Origin of the sequence: Saccharospirillum salsuginis (assembly GCF_014651855.1) — a bacterium.
In the GTDB taxonomy this organism is placed as follows: Bacteria; Pseudomonadota; Gammaproteobacteria; order Pseudomonadales; family Natronospirillaceae; genus Saccharospirillum; species Saccharospirillum salsuginis.
On sequence record NZ_BMXR01000007.1, the window covers coordinates 285843 to 306339 of the forward strand.

At 60.2% G+C, this 20497-nt stretch carries 19 protein-coding genes; 3 read left to right on the forward strand and 16 right to left on the reverse strand.

All coding sequences use genetic code 11. The features are described 5' to 3' along the window. Positions 1 to 37: 37 nt before the first annotated feature. Positions 38 to 730: a DUF3047 domain-containing protein gene (locus IE111_RS15370; protein ID WP_189610303.1), complete on the reverse strand. Its 693-nt coding sequence runs from the start codon at positions 728 to 730 to the stop codon at positions 38 to 40. A gap of 77 nt (positions 731 to 807) precedes the next feature. On the opposite strand from IE111_RS15370, the gene IE111_RS15375 reads away from it, so the two are divergent. Beyond that, positions 808 to 1932: an NAD(P)/FAD-dependent oxidoreductase gene (locus IE111_RS15375; RefSeq protein ID WP_189610305.1), complete on the forward strand. Its 1125-nt coding sequence runs from the start codon at positions 808 to 810 to the stop codon at positions 1930 to 1932. A gap of 67 nt (positions 1933 to 1999) precedes the next feature. Here IE111_RS15375 and IE111_RS15380 read toward each other — a convergent pair whose 3' ends face one another. Further along, positions 2000 to 3034, reverse strand: coding sequence for a histone deacetylase family protein (locus IE111_RS15380; protein ID WP_189610308.1), 1035 nt, complete (start codon positions 3032 to 3034; stop codon positions 2000 to 2002). A 150-nt stretch (positions 3035 to 3184) separates the two neighbouring features. Between IE111_RS15380 and IE111_RS15385 the strand changes: the two genes are divergently transcribed. Continuing rightward, entirely contained in the window at positions 3185 to 3613 is a 429-nt protein-coding gene (locus IE111_RS15385) for an Lrp/AsnC family transcriptional regulator (protein ID WP_189610310.1), read from the forward strand. Positions 3614 to 3651: 38 nt separating this feature from the next. Here IE111_RS15385 and IE111_RS15390 read toward each other — a convergent pair whose 3' ends face one another. Together IE111_RS15390 and IE111_RS15395 are read right to left on the reverse strand one after the other, a co-directional pair. Beyond that, positions 3652 to 4317, reverse strand: a complete 666-nt coding sequence (locus IE111_RS15390; RefSeq protein ID WP_189610312.1) for a DUF6064 family protein — start codon at positions 4315 to 4317, stop codon at positions 3652 to 3654. After that, the gene (locus IE111_RS15395; protein WP_229805380.1) at positions 4314 to 5243 is read right to left on the reverse strand and encodes an aldo/keto reductase; all 930 of its coding nucleotides are present in this window, start codon (positions 5241 to 5243) and stop codon (positions 4314 to 4316) included. The genes IE111_RS15390 and IE111_RS15395 overlap by 4 nt, the downstream gene beginning before the upstream one ends. Before the next feature lie 129 nt (positions 5244 to 5372). Between IE111_RS15395 and IE111_RS15400 the strand changes: the two genes are divergently transcribed. Then, positions 5373 to 6134 carry a methyltransferase domain-containing protein gene (locus tag IE111_RS15400; RefSeq protein WP_189610314.1) on the forward strand — a complete coding sequence of 254 codons (762 nt, stop codon included), beginning with the start codon at positions 5373 to 5375 and terminating at the stop codon, positions 6132 to 6134. Positions 6135 to 6194: 60 nt separating this feature from the next. Here IE111_RS15400 and acnB read toward each other — a convergent pair whose 3' ends face one another. From acnB to IE111_RS15460, 12 genes are all read right to left on the reverse strand, one after another. Beyond that, positions 6195 to 8786 carry a bifunctional aconitate hydratase 2/2-methylisocitrate dehydratase gene (gene acnB / locus IE111_RS15405; RefSeq protein WP_189610315.1) on the reverse strand — a complete coding sequence of 864 codons (2592 nt, stop codon included), beginning with the start codon at positions 8784 to 8786 and terminating at the stop codon, positions 6195 to 6197. Between the two features lie 649 nt (positions 8787 to 9435). Then, positions 9436 to 10092, reverse strand: a complete 657-nt coding sequence (gene queE / locus IE111_RS15410) for a 7-carboxy-7-deazaguanine synthase (RefSeq protein WP_229805381.1) — start codon at positions 10090 to 10092, stop codon at positions 9436 to 9438. 3 nt (positions 10093 to 10095) lie between these two features. Next, positions 10096 to 12564 carry a putative bifunctional diguanylate cyclase/phosphodiesterase gene (locus IE111_RS15415; RefSeq protein ID WP_189610317.1) on the reverse strand — a complete coding sequence of 823 codons (2469 nt, stop codon included), beginning with the start codon at positions 12562 to 12564 and terminating at the stop codon, positions 10096 to 10098. A gap of 54 nt (positions 12565 to 12618) precedes the next feature. Beyond that, positions 12619 to 12966, reverse strand: coding sequence for a hypothetical protein (locus IE111_RS15420; RefSeq protein WP_189610319.1), 348 nt, complete (start codon positions 12964 to 12966; stop codon positions 12619 to 12621). Then, a complete protein-coding gene (locus IE111_RS15425; RefSeq protein WP_189610321.1) occupies positions 12963 to 13667 on the reverse strand; it encodes a hypothetical protein in 705 nt (234 codons plus the stop codon). Before IE111_RS15425 ends, IE111_RS15420 begins: the two co-directional genes overlap by 4 nt. Beyond that, a complete protein-coding gene (locus IE111_RS15430) occupies positions 13664 to 14179 on the reverse strand; it encodes a DUF2878 domain-containing protein (RefSeq protein ID WP_189610323.1) in 516 nt (171 codons plus the stop codon). Before IE111_RS15430 ends, IE111_RS15425 begins: the two co-directional genes overlap by 4 nt. Continuing rightward, positions 14158 to 15408 (reverse strand): SAM-dependent methyltransferase, encoded by a 1251-nt coding sequence (locus tag IE111_RS15435; RefSeq protein WP_189610325.1) that lies wholly within the window; start codon positions 15406 to 15408, stop codon positions 14158 to 14160. The genes IE111_RS15430 and IE111_RS15435 overlap by 22 nt, the downstream gene beginning before the upstream one ends. Beyond that, positions 15405 to 16199 carry a DUF1365 domain-containing protein gene (locus IE111_RS15440; RefSeq protein WP_189610326.1) on the reverse strand — a complete coding sequence of 265 codons (795 nt, stop codon included), beginning with the start codon at positions 16197 to 16199 and terminating at the stop codon, positions 15405 to 15407. Before IE111_RS15440 ends, IE111_RS15435 begins: the two co-directional genes overlap by 4 nt. Continuing rightward, complete coding sequence (locus tag IE111_RS15445) at positions 16196 to 17461, reverse strand: NAD(P)/FAD-dependent oxidoreductase (RefSeq protein WP_189610327.1); 1266 nt, start codon at positions 17459 to 17461, stop codon at positions 16196 to 16198. Before IE111_RS15445 ends, IE111_RS15440 begins: the two co-directional genes overlap by 4 nt. A gap of 14 nt (positions 17462 to 17475) precedes the next feature. Then, positions 17476 to 17898: a nuclear transport factor 2 family protein gene (locus IE111_RS15450; RefSeq protein ID WP_189610329.1), complete on the reverse strand. Its 423-nt coding sequence runs from the start codon at positions 17896 to 17898 to the stop codon at positions 17476 to 17478. Between the two features lie 20 nt (positions 17899 to 17918). Continuing rightward, positions 17919 to 19310 carry a cryptochrome/photolyase family protein gene (locus tag IE111_RS15455; RefSeq protein WP_189610331.1) on the reverse strand — a complete coding sequence of 464 codons (1392 nt, stop codon included), beginning with the start codon at positions 19308 to 19310 and terminating at the stop codon, positions 17919 to 17921. A 90-nt stretch (positions 19311 to 19400) separates the two neighbouring features. Next, positions 19401 to 20351: a YbgA family protein gene (locus IE111_RS15460; RefSeq protein ID WP_189610333.1), complete on the reverse strand. Its 951-nt coding sequence runs from the start codon at positions 20349 to 20351 to the stop codon at positions 19401 to 19403. Positions 20352 to 20497: the final 146 nt, after the last annotated feature.

The window sequence follows — 20497 nt, forward strand, 5'->3', positions numbered from 1 at the left end:
ATGTGCGTCGTGTCCGATATCTCACGCAGAACTTTTGTCATTGAGTGTCCGCAACTGACAGATCCCGCAAGCACAACCGGGTGCTCTGCCCGCTATTATCCGAATCCGCCATCAATCCAATAGCATGAAACCGCTCCGGTCGGTCACCGAAGGCGGTTTCCCAGTCGTCGGCGATAGACCGTTCAATCGAGCGCCAGCTCATATCGTCTCCCGTGCTGACAACCCACATGTGGAACTGGTCGGTGAACGGGTTTGGCCAGTGTTCATTCACGGCCATATCGCTGGCATGGACGTAGGCCAACACGCGGGAGCGCCAGAAAAATATGGGATGCTGAACGGCGACGTACACCCGGCCCGGGAAGTCGTCTCCCTCGCGGCTACGCTGGTCGACCTCCGAGATCACCCGGGTTGGCTGCCATTGCCAGCTCAGTGTGTCGGTCAGCCGCCAGGGTTCGTCGGCCTCCCAGATTCGCGCCGACGCCGTTCCATTGCTCTCCATGCATAAGGTTTGTTCCTCTGGCCGCCAGGAGAACGTCGATTCCCCGACGAAACGATGAGTTCGCCAGTTGTCGATACGATCCAGTGGCAGTGTGTTGGCGTTGGTCGATCCCAGGCCCGCCAGGATCAAGAGGAGAGTCGTGTTTATGCAGGTTCGGGTAGCCATTCGTTGTGTGGTCACGCAATGCCGTTCATTTTCGATGTAGACCCGCTGGCGGGTTAAAAGTTTCATACGCGTCTCATGGTGATGCCGATCAGTCAGACGTGCTAAATTAGCGAGTGTCTAAATTGAGATGTGAAAGGACGCGCATGTTTGATGCAGTCGTAGTCGGGGCCGGAGTCGTCGGGTTGGCCGTGGGGCGTCGAATGACTCTGAGTGGCCGGTCCGTGCTGGTGCTGGAGCAGCACGCTCATGTCGGTGAGGAAACCAGCAGCCGCAATTCCGAGGTAATTCATGCCGGGCTCTATTATCGGCCCGGGTCGCTGAAGGCGCGTTTGTGTGTGACCGGACGCCGACAGTTGATCGAGTATTGTGACAGCCGGCAGGTCCCGTATCGGCTGGTGGGGAAGTGGATTCTGGCGTCCGATGCACAGTCCGAGGCGAAGCTGCTGGGCATTCAGGCCACGGCCCGGGCCAATGGTGTGGCACTGGCCGATCCGGTGTCGGCGGATGCGGTCCGGAGGCGGGAACCCGGAGTTCGGTGCAGTGCCGGTCTGTATTCGCCGGGGACGGGCATTATTGACAGTCACGCTTTGATGACGGCCCTGCAGTCGGATCTGGAGCAGGCCGGTGGCATGGTGGTGTGTCATCACCGGGTGGAGCGCATCGAGCGCATGGGGTCGCAATGGTCCGTGCGGGTACGGGACGCCGACGGAGAGGTGTCCACTCTGGAAACCCCGATCCTGATCAATTCCGCCGGTCTTCACTCGGTAGCGGTGGCCCGCACCATCGAATCCGGGCCTGTGAGGCCTCTGCCCGAGGTGTGTCTGGCCCGGGGCAATTACTTTACCTATGCCGGTCGTCTTCCGGTTCGACACTTGTTGTACCCCACGCCGGAGCCCGGTGGACTGGGCATTCATCTGACCATGGATCTGGGAGGGCAGTTGCGCTTCGGGCCCGATGTGCAGTTTCTTGAGGGGGAGGAGCCGGATTACCGGGTCGATGTCGACCGTCATGCCACTTTTGTCGAGGCCATCCACCGCTATCTGCCGGACCTGGACGGAGACAAGCTGTTTCCGGGCTATGCCGGCGTGCGGCCCAAAGTGAAGGTGAATGGCCGAATCGCGGACGATTTCCTCATCGAAACCTACCCCGGTGCGGATTGGACCGGGTTGGTGAACCTGTTCGGCATCGAATCACCCGGGCTGACGTCCTGCCTGGCCATTGCCGATGAGGTATACGACCGGTTGTCGGAGCAATCCGGAGCGGAGTAGGGGCGGTAGAGCGTTTTTAATGGTGACTGCGCTCATCGGGCGCCGTCGCCCATCGAGTATCGTTGAACTAGCCGCGTTCAGCGTTAAATCCGGCCAGTACATTGACCGTATTGGTGCCGATTTCCGCAACGGCATACCCCCCTTCCATGACGAACACCGTCGGCAGCCCCAGGCGACCGAGACGCTTGCCGTAGTCGCTGAAATCGTCACTGGTCAGCTTGAATAGGCTGATCGGATCGTTTTCAAAGGTATCGACGCCGAGGGACACCACCAACAGTTCGGCGCCAAAGTCCTCAATGGCCGTCAACGCGGTTTCCAGGGCATCCGCCCAGGCTCGATATGTTGTACCGTTGGGCAAGGGGAGGTTGAGATTGAAGCCTTCGCCCGCACCCGCACCGGTTTCGTCCGCCCGACCGAGGAAGAACGGAAACGCATGCTCGGGGTCGCCATGCAGGGACGTCGTGAACACGTCGTTACGCCGGTAGAAAATCTCCTGGGTGCCGTTTCCATGATGAAAGTCCACATCGAGGACAGCGACCCGCTGTTTGCCATGGTCCCTGGCGTACTGGGCGGCAATGACCGCATTGTTGAGAAAACAGTAACCGCCGAATTGGCTGCTTGACGCATGATGGCCCGGGGGGCGACAGAGTGCGAAGGCGCTGCTGTCGCCGGCCAGGACGGCTTCGGTCGCCGCCAGAGTGACGTCCTTGGCCGCCAGGGCGGCCTGCCAGGTGCCTTCGGTCAGCGTTGTATCGGACGCCAGGGCGTAGTACCCCAGCTGTGCCTCGATCGCCTGAGGCCGGATGTCCCGCAGGGTACGCGCGGGCCAGATGTTGGGTACGGCATCGCCCTGATGCCCCTTGGCCACCCAGCGTTCCCAGACACTGGCCAGAAATTCGATGTAGTCGGCATCATGAACAGCCAGAACCGGATCCATACCATAGCCCCCCGGCTCGAGCGGTTCATCGAGGCCGCGAGCCTTCAGCGCCTCCAGAATGTGGTCCATGCGTTCGGGGCTTTCGAACGACGGCACCCATTGCCCATCGTGCAACTCCGCTTTTGGTTGACGCAGTCTGTGTTTGGGAGAGTAATACGTTTTCATGCCAGGGCTCCGGTCGGGGACGGGGTTGGGAGTCAGTCTTATCGAAACCAGTGTACCGGGTGCGCATGGCGGCTAGTAGCCTGAAAGATGGTCAAAGTGGTATCGAAATGGTCCATAATGGATAGAGTTATTTGTCATAGTGAGAAGGCGATGGACCGAATTGATCAACAACTGATTGCCATTCTCCGCCAGGATGGCCGACGCGCCATCGCCGACCTGGCGGCGGACATCGGCGCATCCCGCGCAACCGTCCGCAACCATTTGAATCGACTGGAAGACAGGGGGGTGATCCGGGGCTACACCGTTCAACTGAACACAGACTTCGATGACTACCCCGTCCGGGCCGTGATGATGATTGAAATCAAAGGCAAGCCTTGCCCCAAAATCGTCAAGCAGTTGATGGGTGTGCCTCAGGTGCTGGCGGTCCATTCTACCAATGGCCGCTGGGATTATATTGTCGAACTGGGCGCGGACAATCTGAGTGAATTCGACGACACCATTCAGGCCATCCGGCTGTTCGAGAGCGTATCGCTGACCGAAACCAGCCTTCAGTTGACCACGTACAAGCAGGTTCGATAGCCCGGAGCGACGAGCTTCATCCCGAATGGAAAACGGGTTCATCGGGGGTTCAAAAGGGCGGCCCAGGCCAGTACGACGGCGCACAGCGGAACCCATGCCAGGATCGAGTCCAGGGCGAACAGTGTAGTGGCGCTCACCAGTAACCAGATCGTCGGTGCGGCGGACAGTGCCATGGCGGGCAGTCGGTTGCCCGACAGGCTCAGCGTTCCCAGTGTGGCGATGGCCAGCGGATCCGGCGTCAGCCCGAAGACTTCAGCGCCCGAAAGGCCCGTTTCCCGGGACAGAGCGGTCAGCGGATGCAGGATGACGGCATATACAATGAGACCCGGCCCGACGAGCCCCGGCCAGGCTCGACGATGGTCTCGAACCCGGCCGGTCCCGGGGAAAAGGGCGGCGGCCACCAGTAACACGGCTTCCACGACGAACAACGGGACGGCATACCGTGCGGCCCAGTTGATGGTGGCGTAGCGAGCGTTCAGATAGGCGAACCCCACGAACACCCACAGAGTCGCAAGCCCTCCCAGGCAGACGCGCAGTCGAGCCGGGGTGGGACGCACGGTCGCCAGTATCAAACCCCCACCCAGCAGCAAAGCGATGATGGGCGCCGGCCACCAGGCTTGGTTGTGCAGATCGAAGAGGCGCCAATACACCTGTTCCGAAAACAACAGCAGTTCTTCCGGACGGTAGCGTTCCCAAAACGTCATGCCAAATCCCGAACAAAGGCGGCCATCCGTTCGCGCATGGCGGCGTCCGGCAGAGGCTCGCGCGCGGCTGCGAGGTTCTCGCGGACATGATCGACCCGGGTGGTGGCGGGGATCACGCAGGTGATCGCCGGGTGCCCGAGAATGAATTTCAGCAGAATCTGCGCCCAGCTGGTGGCTTTCAGCTCATCCGCCCAGGGCGGCAGGGGTTTGTCGGCCAGCCACTGGGTGAGGCGGTCTTGCTGAAAGGGGCGGTTGGCGATGACGGCGATGCCTTCGTCCCGGGCCAGTGGCAGCAACCGTTTCTCGGCTTCGCGATTGAGTATGTTGTAGGACAGCTGGGCGAAATCGATGCGTTCGCTGCGCATGATGCTTTCGAATTGGTCATGCCGGCGGCCGTCCGATGTGGTGATCCCGACGTAGCGAATCTCGCCGTTGGCCTTCATCTTCTGCAACCGGGGCAGGTGATCCCGCCAGGCGACCAGATTGTGAACCTGAAGCAGATCGAAGTGCTCCTGCCGCCAGTCGTCCAGTGACTCGGCGATCTGGCTTTGCCGTCGATTGGGATTGCCGGTCCAGACCTTGTCGGCCGAGAACAGCGATTCGGGGTAACCCAGCTTGTCCAGTCCGTAGCCAACCGTCGCCTGGGAGGAACCGTACATGGGCGAGGAATCGATCATGGCGCCGCCATCCTCGAAGAAGGCTTGCATGACGGCGGCCCGTTCGTCGAGCAGAACCGGGTCCTGGCCGACGTTGAAGGTGATCCAGGTTCCCAGTCCGACGCTCGGTATCCGTTCGCCGGAAGACGGGATGGTACGCATCATGGGTCGGGTCTCGGCGCGGATCCAGGGCGGCACCAGGGTGGCGGCCGAGGCGAGCATCATGCCTTTGATCACGGTGCGGCGGTTCAGGTTCAAGCGGTGTGTCATGGGCGCTCCTCAGAGTGTCCAATTGGACTGCTAAGACTAGACAGCGTGTTCAACCACGTCGAATCCGTTCGGTTTCCGGTCGCTCCCCCCGCTATAATCCGGTCACTGACCATCGGGAGAGTAACATCAGTGTCTTACATCAGCTTCGAACACATGGCGGACCGGTTCGAGTCGCAGATTTACGGTACCTTGAAAGGCCGGGTCCGGCAGGCGGTTTTATGGGATCTTTACCAGCGCCATTGGTTACCTCGGGCGTCCAGTCAAACCCGGGTGCTGGATGCGGGCGGTGGGCTGGGGCAAATGTCCGGTTGGTTGTTGGAGCAAGGGTTGGCCGTGGACTATTTCGACGTCTCCGGGGAAATGGTCGAACGAACCCGAGAGCTGTTACACACGGGTCCGGGAGGCGAGCGTTTCCGGGCGTCCCGGGCTTCGATGCTGGATTTCGAGCCGGGTCGGATATACGACCTGGTGGTTATTCACGCGGTGCTCGAATGGCTGTCCGACCCGAGAGAGGCGTTGGAGCGTGTGTTCGACTGGATCGCCCCGGGCGGATATCTGGGCTTGATGGTATACAACCGTCACATGCTGGCCTTGCGCAACCTGATGCGCGGCAACCTGGACAAGGTCAAGGACGATCGCCTGGGTGGCGACGGACGGGGGCTGACGCCGATTTCGCCGATGGTTCCATCGGATGTGCGTCATTGGTTGGAGCAGGGCGGTTTCGAGGTGACGGTCCAGGCGGGGGTGCGGAGTTTTACCGATCTGACCGATCCGGTGGTGTTGTCCTGGTATGACGAGGCGGATGTGATCGAGATGGAAAAGCGATTGTGTGAACAGGCGCCGTATCGGGATATGGCCCGGTATGTGTGGTTTTTGGCCAGGAAGAGATGACCCCCTCTCAGCGGAGAGGGGGAGCGAGGAAGCCCTCTCCCGCTGGGAGAGGGAGTCTCCTTAGGCTACGGAGGTAGCGATCACCGAATCGGACGCTTTGACGAACTCGTCCATCCTGTCGAAGTTCAGGTAGCGATAGATTTCACCCGACATGCTGTCGATCTTCGCGGCGATTTCCTGATATTCCGCAGGCGTCGGCAGCTTGCCGTACAACGCAGCGATAGCGGCCAATTCGGCGGATGCCAGATAGACGTTGGCGCCGTCACCCAGGCGGTTCGGGAAGTTCCGCGTGGATGTGGAGACCACGGTTGACTTCGCCGCGACACGCGCCTGGTTACCCATGCACAGGGAGCAGCCCGGCATCTCGGTACGGGCACCGGCTCGGCCGAAGATGTTGAAATAGCCTTCTTCCATCAACTGCGCCTGGTCCATCTTGGTCGGCGGGGAGACCCACAGACGGGTGTTGATCGGGGCGTTGTGCGCTTCCAGCAGCTTGCCGGCGGCCCGGAAGTGACCGATGTTGGTCATGCAGGAACCGATGAACACTTCGTCGATCTTTTCACCGGCGACGTCGGACAGGGTGCGGGCGTCGTCCGGGTCGTTCGGGGCGCACAGGATCGGCTCCTTGATCTGGTCCATGTCGATTTCGATGACGGTGTGGTACTCGGCATCGGCGTCGGCACGCATCAGTTTCGGGTTTTCCAGCCACTCTTCCATCGCCTTGGCACGACGTTCCAGCGTCCGGGCGTCGCCATAGCCGTTGGAAATCATCCAACGCAGCATAACGATGTTGGAGCGCAGGTATTCGGCCACGGAGTCTTCGGACAGGGTGATGGTGCAACCGGCGGCGGACCGCTCGGCGGAGGCATCGGACAGTTCGAACGCCTGCTCGACGGTCAGCTCTTCCAGACCTTCGATTTCCAGGATGCGACCGGAGAAGACGTTCTTCTTGCCCTTCTTCTCGGTGGTCAGCAGGCCTTCCTTGATGGCGGCATGCGGAATGGCGTGAACCAGGTCGCGCAGGGTGATGCCCGGCTGGCGCTTGCCCTTGAATCGAACCAGAACGGATTCCGGCATGTCCAGCGGCATAACGCCGGTGGCGGCGGCGAAGGCGACCAGACCGGAACCGGCCGGGAAGGAGATGCCCATCGGGAAGCGGGTGTGCGAATCGCCGCCGGTACCGACGGTATCCGGCAACAGCATGCGGTTCAGCCAGGAATGGATGATGCCGTCACCCGGACGCAGGGAGACACCGCCCCGGTTCTTGATGAAATCCGGCAGGGTGTGCTGGGTTTCGATGTCGACCGGCTTCGGATAGGCCGCCGTGTGGCAGAACGACTGCATCACCAGATCGGATGAGAAGCCCAGGCAGGCCAGGTCTTTCAACTCGTCCCGGGTCATCGGGCCGGTGGTGTCCTGGGAACCGACGGTGGTCATCTTGGGTTCGCAGTACTGGTTCGGGCGAACGCCGTCCAGGCCGCAGGCCTTGCCGACCATCTTCTGGGCCAGGGTGTAACCGGCCTTGCTGTCGGCCACGTCGCCCGGACGCTTGAAGACGGTGCTCGGTTCCAGACCCAGAGCTTCACGGGCGCGGTCGGTCAGACCCCGACCGATGATCAGCGGAATACGGCCGCCGGCGCGGACTTCGTCCAGCAGAACCTGAGTCTTCAATTCGAATTCGGCGACCACGTCACCGTTCTTCTCGACCTTGCCTTCGAACGGATACAGGTCGATCACATCGCCCATTTCCAGGTTGTCGACATCGACTTCGATCGGCAGGGCACCGGCGTCTTCCATGGTGTTGAAGAAGATCGGCGCGATCTTGCCGCCCAGCACGAAACCGCCGGCGCGCTTGTTGGGCACGAAGGGAATGTCGTCGCCGGTGTGCCACAGCACGGAGTTGGTCGCGGACTTACGCGAGGAGCCGGTACCGACCACGTCGCCGACCAGGGCGACCGGGTGGCCTTTCTCTTTCAGGGCTTCCAACTGCTGGATCGGGCCGATTTCGCCTTCTTTATCCGGATTCAGGCCATCGCGGGACATCTTGTACATGGCCAGCGCGTGCAGCGGGATGTCCGGACGGGACCAGGCGTCCTGTGCCGGGGACAGATCGTCGGTGTTGGTCTCACCGGTCACCTTGAACACGGTCAGGGTGATTTTTTCCGGAATGTGCTTCTTGTTCAGGAACCACTCGGCGTTCGCCCAGGACTGCAGCACGGACTTGGCCGCGGCGTTGCCGGCCTTGGCCAGTTCGTCCACGTCGTGGAACGCATCGAACACCAGCAGGGTGTGCTTCAATTCTTCGGCAGCGGCTTCGGCCAGTTCACTGTCTTTCAGCAGACCGATCAGGGTCTCGATGTTGTAACCGCCCTGCATGGTGCCGAGCAGCTTCACCGCCTCTTTACGGTCGATCAGCGGGGATTCGGCCTCGCCCTTGGCGATGGCGGACAGGAAAGCGGCCTTGACGTAGGCGGCTTCGTCCACACCCGGGGGGACGCGGTTGACCAGCAGGTCTTTGACAAATTCTTCTTCGCCAGCCGGAGGGTTTTTCAGCAACTCCACCAGTTCAGTGACTTGTTCAGCGGTGAGCGGCTTGGCTGGGATCCCCAGGGCAGCGCGCTCCTCGACGTCTTTACGATAAGCTTCTAGCACAATGATTCTCCAAACAGTGATTGGGTCGCTGCCGTTTATGATATGTCGTTCTCGGTTCAGCAACCGGGACTGGCTGAGCGTAAGCGGCGGGGATTTTAGAGAATTTCGCGCCAAAAGTTAAGGTTAGTCGCATAGGCCTTTAGTGGGGAGCGGCTTGGTTTGCGGGTTCTGAGGCTGTCGTTTGGGGTTGTGGTTGGTCGGGTGGCTGGGTTGGATATTGTGGCTATGGTCCGTACCGGAGGCCGGGGATGCTCACTCCAGGACCGCCGTGTACCCATCCATGGGGGCTCGACCACAGCATCCATGCTGTGGACGTCCTTGCGTGAGCATCCCCGGCCTCCGGTACTAACGGCATAGCCTCGTCTGAAACAGCATCCATTCAATACATCTGCTAATCAGTTTCAGTGTTCATAATTGCAAAGGAATCACATTTGTTTTTGGAGTAGGGGGCAAGGGAGGTAATTCGAGCGAGGGGGCCGGGTAGTCCCATCAGGGGATGTGCGCAGCATGGATGCTGCGGTCAAGCCTACATGGACGTATTCACGGCGACCCCTGATGGGATTACCCGGCAGCCTCGCGGTCAAACCACCAGGCGGGGCGGGAGCAAAGGTGGAATGTGGCACCATCACGTCCACAGCCACTCATCTCGTCAGGCAATATTCACGACTTTGTGCATCTGGATGGTGAGGCGCCAGTCAGGATGGGCCAGGCAGTATTCGATGGCGGCTCGGGTGCTGTCCTGGCGGGCCGGGAGGATGACCTCTTCGCCCCAGGGGTTGAGCGGGCTCAGGAAGCGGTAGCGGGCGTTGACCGTGTTGAAGCGTTCCGGCGGGGCTTCGGGTTGGGGGAAGACGAGTTTGAGTTCGTCGCAGCGGGTCAGGATGACCTCGCTGGCGCCCTTGGGGCTCAGGCAAACCCAGTCCAGGTTGGACGGCAGCTGTTGGGTGCCGTTGGTCTCCACCGCGCATTCGAAACCGGCCCGGTGCAGGGTGTCGATGAGTTCTTCCGTCAGTTGCAATCCCGGTTCGCCGCCGGTGAAGACGACGTAGGGCGTGCCGCCGGCTCCCATGGGCCATTGCGCGATGATCGCGGAGGCGAGATCGGCGGCGGTCTTGAACTTGCCGCCTCCCGGGCCGTCGGTGCCGACGAAGTCGGTGTCGCAGAAACTGCAGACGGCGCTGGCGCGGTCCTCCTCGCGGCCGGACCAGAGGTTGCAGCCGGCAAAGCGGCAAAACACCGACGGCCGGCCGGCCTGGGCGCCTTCGCCCTGCAGGGTGTAGAACATTTCTTTAACGCTGTAGGTCACGGGTCAGAGCGTCTCTGTGATGTGCTGATGGTTCTTGAGCAGGGCCTCGAATTCCTCGACACGCAACGGTGGCGAGAAATAATAGCCCTGGTAGCGGTTGCAGCCCTTGGATTTCAGGAACTCGAGCTGTTCTTCCAGTTCCACGCCCTCGGCGATGGTTTCCAGCTTGAGGTGTCGGGCCATGGCGAGGATGGTCTCGACGATAGCGGCGTCGTTGCTGTCGGTGCTCAGATCGCGCACGAAGGACTGGTCGACCTTTAGCACGTCCAGCGGCAGTCGCTTGAGGTAACTGAGACTGGAGTAGCCGGTACCGAAATCGTCGATGGAGAAGGTAACGCCGAATTCGCGGATCTGGTTCATCCGGATGATGGTTTCCTCGACCTCGTTGATTACCATGCCTTCGGTGATTTCCAGGTCGATGCAACGGGCCGGGATGCCGGCATCGTCGATGGCCTGGCGCACCTGGTCGAAGAATTCCGGCTGACTGAATTGTTGTGGGCTGACGTTGATGCCCAGCACCATGGAGTCGGTCCACAGGCCCCGGTCCATCCAGTCGCGTACGGCCCGGCAGGCGGCGCGCAAGGTCCATTCGCCGACCTTGACGATCAGCCCCATGCCTTCCAGTACCGGGATGAATTCCACCGGAGAGACGACGCCGCGTACCGGATGATGCCAACGCAGCAGAGCCTCGGCGCCGATGATGCGGTTGGTGGCCGCGTCGACCTGGGGCTGATAGGTGAGGAAGAACTGTTCACGGTCCAGCGCGTTGCGCAGGTCGCTTTCCATGGTCAGGCGGAACGTTGTGGCTTCGGCCATGGATTGTTCGAACTGGATGTAGGTGTCCTTGCCGCGGGCCTTGGCCTGGTACATGGCTGTGTCGGCGTTGCGCAGCAGTTCCGAAGCGGAGGTGTCGCCGTCCGGAAAGAGGGCGACGCCCAGGCTGGCGGTGACCAGGAGTCGATGTCCGCTGATGAAAAACGGTTCGGACAGGGTGTGATGCAGTTCCTCGGTACGTTGGTTGGCGAGCAATGTGACTTCGTCGGGATCGGAGCCCAGATCGGACATGCAAATGACGAATTCATCGCCCCCGAGCCGCGCGACCGTGTCTTCGGACCGCACCACTTCCCGCAACCGGCCCGCCGCCTGGCGCAGCAGGGTATCGCCGGCACTGTGTCCGAGCGAGTCGTTGATGTTCTTGAAGTTGTCCAGGTCGACGAAGACCAGGGCGCCCAATTGGCCCGAGCGAATGGCTCGGCGCAGCGACTGATCGAGCCGGTCCAGAAACAGGTGACGGTTGGGCAGGTCGGTCAACGGATCGTGGTAGGCCATGTGTTGCATGCGGGCCTGGTTGCGCTTGCGTTCGGTGATGTCGACACCGACCGAGAGAATGGCCGGTTCGCCGCGGAATTCCAGCGGCAGAATGCGCAATTCCATGGCGGTGTAGTTGCCGGCCGGGTCGACCCATTCGAATTCGGGAATGAACAGGCTTTCCTGGTCGGCCAACACCTTGTTGTCCGCTTCGACGATCAGCTCGCGGGATTTTTCTTCGTAGTGGTCGAGTATCACGGTCTGGTGTTCGCCGGTCAGCTCGTCGACGTCCAGCTGGAAGGCGCGGGCGAAGGTTTTGTTGACCAGAACCAGGCGTCCCGAGCTGTCCTTGACGTAAATCATGTGCGGCAGGTTGTCGATCAAGCGGCGCATGTTGTTGTACGACTCCTCGACCTGGTAGCGGGCCCGGGAGTTGTCGTTGATCAGTTTTTCGACACTGTTGAGGTAGACATTGATGTTGTTGGTCAGCAGTCCGAGCTCGTCTTTTTCATGCCCGCGCGGAATCGGCAGGCGCTGGCCGTCCGGATTGTTGGCGTCGATGTCGTCCAGCGAGGTCGACACCAGTGTCAGCGGTTTGGTGACCAATCGATAAAAAACCGCAAGAAACAGCAGGGTGAGAATGAAATTCTTGCCGATGCCCAGTGCCAGCGTGGACAGGGCACGGTCGACGAAGCTTTCGTAGGCCAGTACCAGATCCAGTTCCATGCGCAGCAGGCCGTAGACATCGCTGCCCAGGGCGTCGGTTTCGAGCTGGGTTTCCATGCGGCGGGTGCGGTTGGATATCAGCGAATCGTACCAGTGGGCGTTCTGTCGGGCCGGTTCGGACGAGCGTTCGGCCAGCGGATTACCCAGTTCGTCGATGATGGCGACATAGGTGACGAAGTCGTAGACGAACATGCCGTTGACGACTTCGTTGGCGAGGTTGTAATCCAGGGTATGCACCGCGCGGGAGGCGGCGAATTTGGACGCGTCCATGACGCGCTCGATGGAATTGTCGAGTGAGCGACGCTCATCCTGAAAATCCAGATATACCTGATATCCCGAAGTGACAAGACTTACAACCAACGCGAGGATGACGCCGCTGCGAGCCAGACGAAAAGACAGTCGTTGTAGAAACTTGGGTTTATAAACCGATGAGTGCATCCGCGATAGCCGCCAAGGGCGCAAAAGGGCGCCAAAATACTGGATCAACTCAGGTTAGTCAAAAGACGGCGGTCGCGCCATGGTTTTAAGGCGTTTCCAGCGCAAAATCAACCAGATAGCAATAACTGGATTGCCCAGCAGGGGCACGGCGACCGTTAACAGGAGTCTAAGCCGCAAACGGGGTTCGAACAACCAGACCAGCGCCAGTGACAGCAGAAAGCCGCTATACAGGTCGAGCAGGGCGATTTGCCCCCAGACATGATCCATCAACCAGCGGCCTTCGCTGCCGAAGCGGTCCCAGGGGGCCTGCCAGAGCATCCAGACAACCAGTGCGAGCGACAGGGCAATACCGAGCGCCAAAAACGTTGTCGGCAAATACGCTCGTGCACGGGGAGTGTTCACGAAGGCTCCTGATCGTAGCTGTAGATGATGCGGGCACGATAGTTTCCGTCGTCGGGCCGGGGTAGATTGGTCAAACCCCGGTATTCCAGCAATCGACGGGATTCCCGGTCATACACCAGATGGATGGGGTCGAGAATCCAGTTCAGCAGGGTGTTTTGCAGTCTCAGGGTCAGATTCAGGCGTCGTCCGTCTTGCGCTTCGGGTTCGATTTGCAGTGGTGTCCAGGTCAGCCGGGACGGGGCCAGAAACTGGAAGGACACCGTCTCGCCGGCCAGCAAGGTGTCGAAGTGTTCGAGAATGTAGTAGTGAAACCCCCCGTCGATAACCGCCGCTTGGTCGGGCCACTCGACCGAGCCGGTTTTCTTGCTGCGCACCTGCACGCCATCGGGACCGGGCTGCACGCTTTCGGTGCGGTCCAGCGTCTTGTGTTCGATCTCATAGGCCGGCCGGGCTAGTTCGCTGTAGGTCATTTGCTTGATCGCCAGCAGGTCTCCGTCCGGCGTGACGTAGCGCACCGTCTCGGTGAGGGGCTGGCCGGCATCGTTGGTGGTCAGCTCATGGCGTTCTTCGTACAAAATACGGTTATCGTCCAATGAATGCGCGACGCCGACGAACGATTGGGCACTGGCCGTCCAGCTCAAGCCGAGCAGTCCGATTCCGACCAGCAAAAGGATTCCGGTGGTGTGGGTTGTGTGTGTCATTCCGCCAATCTCCGGCGCAAGGGCCACTCGGTCGCATACCAAAGGTAGAACAAAGGCAACCACAGTGCCCACGTCAGGGGGATCAGGATATAAGCCGGTCCCGCCATCTCGGCGGCTCCGAATTGGGCGCCGGCGATGTAGCTGCCGCCCCCGCCGATGCCGCCAAAAACGATTTGCAGTAAGGGCCGTCGGTCCAGCCAGGCCAGGGAGTGGTTCAGAGTCAGCGGGAACATGATCCACAACCCGACCAGCCAGAGCGGGATCGGCCAGCCCGCACCGTTGAATTGAACCCAGGGGCTGAGGTGCCAGCCCAGGTCGACGAGAATCCCGAACGCCATGATGACGCCTACGCGTTGCCATTCCCGAGGTGTCGCCAGAATCCGGGCGTGGATAGCGGCGAAGGCCAGTGCCCAGACCAAAGACCAGGGCGATTGCGTCAGTACCAGTACAAACCAACCGATTTGGAAGGCCGCGTAGTTGAACACGGCCTTCATTCGATGACGGGTGTCCATGTCTGTTGATTTCCGCTCTTGGCGAACATGAGTTGGTGAGTGGCGATCGCTCGCTCGGTGAAACCGCCCTCGCAATAGGCGAAATAGTAGCGCCACAGTCGGATGAAGGTCTCGTCGTAGCCTTGTGCCTGCAGCTGCTGTTTCGCCGCGTTGAAGCGTTGGTGCCAATCGTTGAGAGTCCGGGCGTAATGGTCGGTAATGTCTTCCAGATGCACCAGTTGCATGTCGGTGTGCCGTTTGAGGTTGTCCATCAAAACGGAGACGGACGGCAGGTGACCGCCGGGGAAAATGTATTTGCGAATGAAATCGACGGATTTCCGGTATTGATCGTAGCGCTGGTCCGGCATCGTGATGCATTGCAGTAATACGCTGCCGTTGTCGGCCAACCGGTCGGACAACATGTTGAAGTAGCTGGGCAGGTAGTCGTGCCCGACGGCCTCGATCATTTCGATGGAGACGATCTTGTCATATCGACCGGTCAGGTCCCGATAGTCTTCCTTGAGCAGCGTAATCCGGTCGTCCAGGCCGGCTTCGTGTATCCGTTCCCGGGCGTAGTGGAACTGTTCCTCGGAAATGGTGGTGGTTGTAACCCGGCAGCCGTAGTGTCGTGCCGCGTGAATGGCCAGGCCGCCCCATCCGGTCCCGATTTCCAGCAGGTGATCTTCGGGTCCGAGCGCGAGTTTTTGACAGATGCGATCCAGTCGATACGTTTGAGCTTCCTCCAGCGATGCGTCCGCTCGCGGATAGATGGCGCTCGAATACATCATGCTTTCGTCTAGAAAGGTCTCGAACAGGTCGTTACCCAGGTCGTAGTGAGCGCGAATGTTGCGGCGCGAGCCATTGCGATCGTTGCGGTTCAACCAGTGGCTCAACCGCAGCAGCGGCCGGGTCAGGGTGCCGAGGGTTCGGTTCAGTTTTGAGGTGGTGTTCACATTGGCGGCGAACACCCGCACCACCTGGGTCAGGTCCGAGGTGTCCCAGAAACCGGCGACGTAGCATTCGGCGGCGGCCAGCGCACCGCCGGTGAGCATTTCCCGGTAAACCTGCTTGGTGTGAACCTGGGCGGAAGCGTGTGGACCCGGACCATCCGGGTTGCCGAATACAAAGGTGGCGTCACCGTCGTGCAGCGTCAGCGAACCGTGTTGGAAGCGGTTCAACGCCTTGAACAACAAGCGTTGGGCCGTGGTCAGTTTGGCGCTCTGAAAAGAGGTGGGTGAAGCCGTGGTCATGCCGTTCTACCTTTTTTGTCTTTGTTCGGGTGGCGGTAAAAGGGGACGCCTTTCCACCACAATTTGAGTGCTTGCCAGTAGATGCCTGTGGTGACTTTTACGGTCATGGCCGGAAAACGGATGAGTGCCCGGTTCAACGTTCGCGCGGTGACCGGCTCGGCCGCCATCACCAGGGTCGCGTCGAATTGGCGGTGGCCGTCGCTGTGGTTTTCCAGGTGTACCCGCACTTCGTCCGCGGGTTCGCTGAATACCCAGCGGTACTGCATGTTCATGGGCAGAAACGGTGATACGTGGAAGGCTTTGTTCGGCCGAAATTCCAGATGACGGCGGTGAACGCGAGTCGGTGCTTCGCCACCCCGGTTCGGGTCGGCGAGCAGCACGTATTGGAAGCGGTCTTTCCAGGGGGTGTTGGTCACTTCCGGCATAATGGCCAGCAGACGGTCGTCTCGGTCGAAGGCGTAGTAAACCGACACCGGGTTGAAGATGTAACCGAGGTAGCGGACGTGTGTCAGTAACCGAACCGAGGCGATTTCGTCGGGGTTCAGTTCGCTGTGTCGGCACAGATGCCCGATGACCGCCTGCTTCAAATCGCCCGCTTCGGGGGCGAAGAAATCGCGCCGGCGAAAACTGGCCCAGTTGAACCGTTCGAGCGACCACCAGCGGCTCTGGCGAAAGACCGCATCGATTTCATCCAGATCGAGGTACAGCATAAAGATCGGATAGCGAAAATGATGGGTCTTGGGCGCGTAACGGCGGTGGCGTACCCACCCCTGGTACAATCGGCTGTTCATGTCCATGGTTCCACTCCCAGGTCCCTGGTCACGCGCAAAGCGCTGTTTACACCGTCTTCATGAAATCCATTGAACCAGTAGGCGCCGCAGAAATGGGTCCGGCGCTGGTTACCGATGCGATGGTATTCTTGCTGGGCGTCGATGCCCTTGGCCGTGAATACAGGATGAGCATAGTTGAAGCGAGCGATAATGCTCGCCGGATCGATGTCTTCGGTTCGATTCAGGGTGACGCAGAAGGTGACCGGCGCATCCGTGAAGTTCTGCAGCAGGTTCATGTTGTAGGTCAGGCCCACCGCCTGACCCGGGTCGGTCGGCATGTGGTAGTTCCAGGCGGCCCAGGCTTTCCGGTTTCTCGGCAGAAGGGATTCGTCGGTGTGCAAGACCACCTCGTTCTCGCTGTAGGGCAGGGCGCCGAGGATGCGTCGTTCATCGTCGCTGGCATCGGCCAGCATGGCCAGAGCCTGATCGCTGTGGCAGGCGAATACGACCTGGTCGTAGCGCTGCGCGTCACCGCTCTCCAGTGTCAGGGTCACACCGTCGTCATTCCGTTCGACGCGTTGCACGCCGGCATTGGTATGAACCCGGTCGCGAAACGGTTCGATCAACGGGTCGACATAGGCGCGGGAGCCGCCGGATATGACATACCATTGCGGCCGGTTCTTGACCGACAGCAAGCCGTGATTCTTGAAAAAGCGAACGAAAAACAAGGCTGGAAACTGTTCCATGTCGGTTTCGCCGGACGACCAGATTGCCGCACCCATCGGGATGATGTAGTGACGTATGAAGGTACGGCCGTAACCGTTGCGCTGGAAGTAGTCACCGAGCGTCATGTCCGGGGTCAGGCGACCGGCGTCGAGATCCGCCTGGCTGTCCCGGTTGAAGCGCAGGATGTCTCGCACCATGCCGAGAAATCGCGGGCTGACCAGGTTACGCCGTTGCGCGAACAGGGTGTCGAGGTTGTGACCGTTGTATTCCAGTCCGGTGCGATCGTCCCGCACGCTGAAACTCATGGTGGTCGGTTCGCGCTCGACGTCCAGCGGCTCCATCAACCGGTTGAAGTTGTGGTAGACCCAGTCGTTGTAAACGATGAAACCGGTGTTCACACCGTAGGTCTTGCCGCCCACCTCGACATCGTGTGTATTGGTGTGGCCTCCGATGTAGTCGTTCTTTTCGAATACATCGATGTCGTAGCGTTCGTGAAGCACGCGGGCGGCGGTCAGCCCTGAAATACCTGTGCCGATAATGGCGATGCGTTCTTTCATCAATCCGGTTCCGGTCAATTCAATCGTCCCTTGAGCCAGCCCAGGGCCGAACCCAAGATGGGTAGGTGGTCGAAAATCATTTGGTTGGAGTCGAAATAGTCCTGATGCCAGGTGACTTTGTCGTCGAACCTCAGATAGGTGACACCCGGCACGGTAATGGGTTTGCCCCGGTGCAATTTCGGGTGTCGAAATTCCATCTCCCAGCGCAACATGGCTTCGCCGTCGCCTTCCCAGTGCGTCAGGTAGCGAAACGAGATATCGATGACATTGCGGTACAACCCCTCGAAATACCGTTGCAGTGCGGGCAGCCCTTCGATGCGGTGCAGCGGATCGACAAACACAATGTCGCGATCGTACAGCTCGCCCAGCAGGCCCGACTCCAACGTCTCGGCGTTCAGGTCGGAAAAGGTGGTTTGAATGCGTTTGATGATCGACACGTTGGCATCCTTCAGTCGACTTACAGTTGCTTGAATCGGGCCAGCGTGTCGGCCCGTGCGGTTTTGTAATCCACCAGGGTAGGTGTGTATCCCAGAGTACGACGTTGCGCGTCTGACGGATTGTGAATGGACCGGACGTCGAGCCCGGATAATTCCGGCAGCCAGCGACGAATATAGTGGCCATTCGGGTCGAACCGTTCCGATTGGGTGTAGGGGTTGAAAATCCGGAAGTAGGGCGCGGCATCGACCCCGGTCGATGCGCACCATTGCCAGCCGCCGTTGTTGCTGGCGAAGTCGATGTCGAGCAATTGACGGGCGAACCAGCGCTCGCCCTCCCGCCAATCGATCTGCAGTAATTTGACCAGGTACATGGCCGTGATCATGCGCACCCGGTTATGCATCCAGCCGCTCTCGGACAATTGCCGCATACCCGCATCCACGATGGGCACGCCGGTTTTGCCTTGCTGCCAGTGTTTCAGGGTGTCGCGGTCCCCGGACCACGGAAAGGCGTCCCAGCGCGGGTAGAACGGCTGGTGTTTCGCCAGTTCCGGGCGCCAGTACAGCAGGTAGAGGTAAAATTCCCGCCAGATCAATTCCGAAACCCACGTCTGGACCCCGTCCGAGGAGGCTTGCGGATGGGTGAATGCGGCCTGGAAGCACTGCCGCAGACTCACGGCGCCGTTGGCCAGCGCCGCCGACAGCCGGGAGGTGCCGTCCGTTCCGGGTTGATCGCGTTGGTCGCGATACCGGGGCATAGCGTTCACAAAGCGATCGAGTTGTTCAAGCGCACTGTGCTCGGTCAACGGCATGTCGGTATCGCCGTCCCAGTCCACATCCGGAACGGTGGCGGTCGGCATGATAGCGTCGGCCACCGGTTGAGGGGCGGGGAGCGGGGCCTTCATGCCGGCTTCCTGGTACAGAGACAGCCAGCGCTTTTTAAAAGGCGTGAAGACCCGGTAGACGTCCTGCTGGCCGGTCAGGAGGTGTTCCGGGGTCTGAATGACCCGGTCTTCGAACACATGATGGCCGATGCCCGATCGGGAGGTGTACTCCAGTAAGGTCTGATCCCGTCGGACCTCGTCCCAGCCGAATTCGCGGTGGAAATAGACGTCGGTGACCGAGTTCTCGCGGGCGAAAGCAGCCAGGGTTTCGACGCCTTCCAGCCAGGTGTCCGCGTGCAGGATGCTCAGTTCGATGCCGAGTCGGGCCAACTGACTATTGAGCTCATCGAGCGCCCGGGACCAACTGTATTGGCGGGCGAGGCCATAGTCGTGTCGCTCCCATTGCCCGGGTGTCCACAGAAACACAGCTTTCACCGGGCGACCGTTTCGTGAAGCCCGCTTGCAGGCCTCCGTCAGGGCGGCATGGTCGAGAATCCGGCAATCGTTACGGAACCAGACGAGGTGCGTCATTCTTAGCCTTAAACCTGGACATGGGGAATGTGGCAGTAAGTACGAGAGGCCGACAGGATCGGTTCACTGTCGGCCCCGGTCAGCGCCCGGTCAGATCGGGTTTCTCAGCCCCAGGGCTTCCGGGTAGGGGTTCAGGAAGGTCTGGTTCATCAGGTAAGGGAACCGATCGCCGTGCAGGTAGGCGTAGTGCTTGAGCATGGCCACCGGGACGATGAACGGCACTTCCCGCGCCTGATACTGCTCGATGGATCGACGAATCGACGCTTTTTCCTTATCCGACAGCTCCTGCTTGAAATAGCCCATGACGTGCTGCAACACGTTCACGCGGTGGCCCCGTTTGGGGACTTGCTTCAAGGCGGTCATCAAGCCTTCGAGATAGTCATGCCCGATGGCTTCCAGCCGACTCTTGTCTTTCAGGTCCGCCAGCAATTGTCCCAGCCGCTTGTAGGCGGCGTAGTCGTGCATCATCAGCAGGTATTTCTGGCGGGCGTGGAAGTCGATCAGGGTTTTCGCCGACTGCCAGGGCCTCGTGGTTCGCCATTCGCGGTAGACATAGAGTCGCTGGACGAAGTTCTCCACCAGGTTGGCGTCGGTCAGTCGCCCGCTTTCTTCCACCGGTAACCAGGGGCGGTGCTGCATGATGACCTCGGCGTAGATGCCGCTGGCGTTTTTTTCAGGAATGCCGTGGCGGTTGTAGAGCTTGACCCGTTCCATGCCGCAGCTCGGCGAACCCTGCATCAGAACGTAGCCATCCACATCGTCCAGTTCCGGCAGAACGGATTCGGCATAGTCCCGCAATGCATCGGTGTAGTCCCGGGTGGCGTCGTCGGTGTCCACGGCCCGGGTACCCGAATCGGTCTGGATCAGGCGGATCGGGTTACGCGGAATACCCATGCCGATTGCCACTTCCGGGCAGTAGGGGACGAAATCGGCGTATTCGCCCAGTGTGTGAGTGAGCCAGCGGTGACGTTTGTGACCGCCATTAAAGCGAACTTCCTCACCCAGCAGGCAGCTGCTGACAGCGATTTTCAGTTTTTCCATAGTGCGGTGTGCTCCGGTGCTCCCCGAAAGAGTGCTTGTGTGCCGAACCCGTCCCACAGAGTAGATCAGGCCAGGTTTCTGTCGAAGTTTACGTCGGAGATTCCTGTATTGGATCACTGGTCATCGACCGTTCACTGGCGCAATCA

Bases quoted from the DNA above. Each gene is read 5' to 3' on its own strand.
- IE111_RS15370 (WP_189610303.1), bottom strand. From the start codon at position 730: ATGAAACTTTTAACCCGCCAGCGGGTCTACATCGAAAATGAACGGCAT.
- IE111_RS15375 (WP_189610305.1), top strand. From the start codon at position 808: ATGTTTGATGCAGTCGTAGTCGGGGCCGGAGTCGTCGGGTTGGCCGTG.
- IE111_RS15380 (WP_189610308.1), bottom strand. From the start codon at position 3,034: ATGAAAACGTATTACTCTCCCAAACACAGACTGCGTCAACCAAAAGCG.
- IE111_RS15385 (WP_189610310.1), top strand. From the start codon at position 3,185: ATGGACCGAATTGATCAACAACTGATTGCCATTCTCCGCCAGGATGGC.
- IE111_RS15390 (WP_189610312.1), bottom strand. From the start codon at position 4,317: ATGACGTTTTGGGAACGCTACCGTCCGGAAGAACTGCTGTTGTTTTCG.
- IE111_RS15395 (WP_229805380.1), bottom strand. From the start codon at position 5,243: ATGACACACCGCTTGAACCTGAACCGCCGCACCGTGATCAAAGGCATG.
- IE111_RS15415 (WP_189610317.1), bottom strand. From the start codon at position 12,564: ATGCACTCATCGGTTTATAAACCCAAGTTTCTACAACGACTGTCTTTT.
- IE111_RS15425 (WP_189610321.1), bottom strand. From the start codon at position 13,667: ATGACACACACAACCCACACCACCGGAATCCTTTTGCTGGTCGGAATC.
- IE111_RS15430 (WP_189610323.1), bottom strand. From the start codon at position 14,179: ATGGACACCCGTCATCGAATGAAGGCCGTGTTCAACTACGCGGCCTTC.
- IE111_RS15435 (WP_189610325.1), bottom strand. From the start codon at position 15,408: ATGACCACGGCTTCACCCACCTCTTTTCAGAGCGCCAAACTGACCACG.
- IE111_RS15440 (WP_189610326.1), bottom strand. From the start codon at position 16,199: ATGAACAGCCGATTGTACCAGGGGTGGGTACGCCACCGCCGTTACGCG.
- IE111_RS15445 (WP_189610327.1), bottom strand. From the start codon at position 17,461: ATGAAAGAACGCATCGCCATTATCGGCACAGGTATTTCAGGGCTGACC.
- IE111_RS15455 (WP_189610331.1), bottom strand. From the start codon at position 19,310: ATGACGCACCTCGTCTGGTTCCGTAACGATTGCCGGATTCTCGACCAT.
- IE111_RS15460 (WP_189610333.1), bottom strand. From the start codon at position 20,351: ATGGAAAAACTGAAAATCGCTGTCAGCAGCTGCCTGCTGGGTGAGGAA.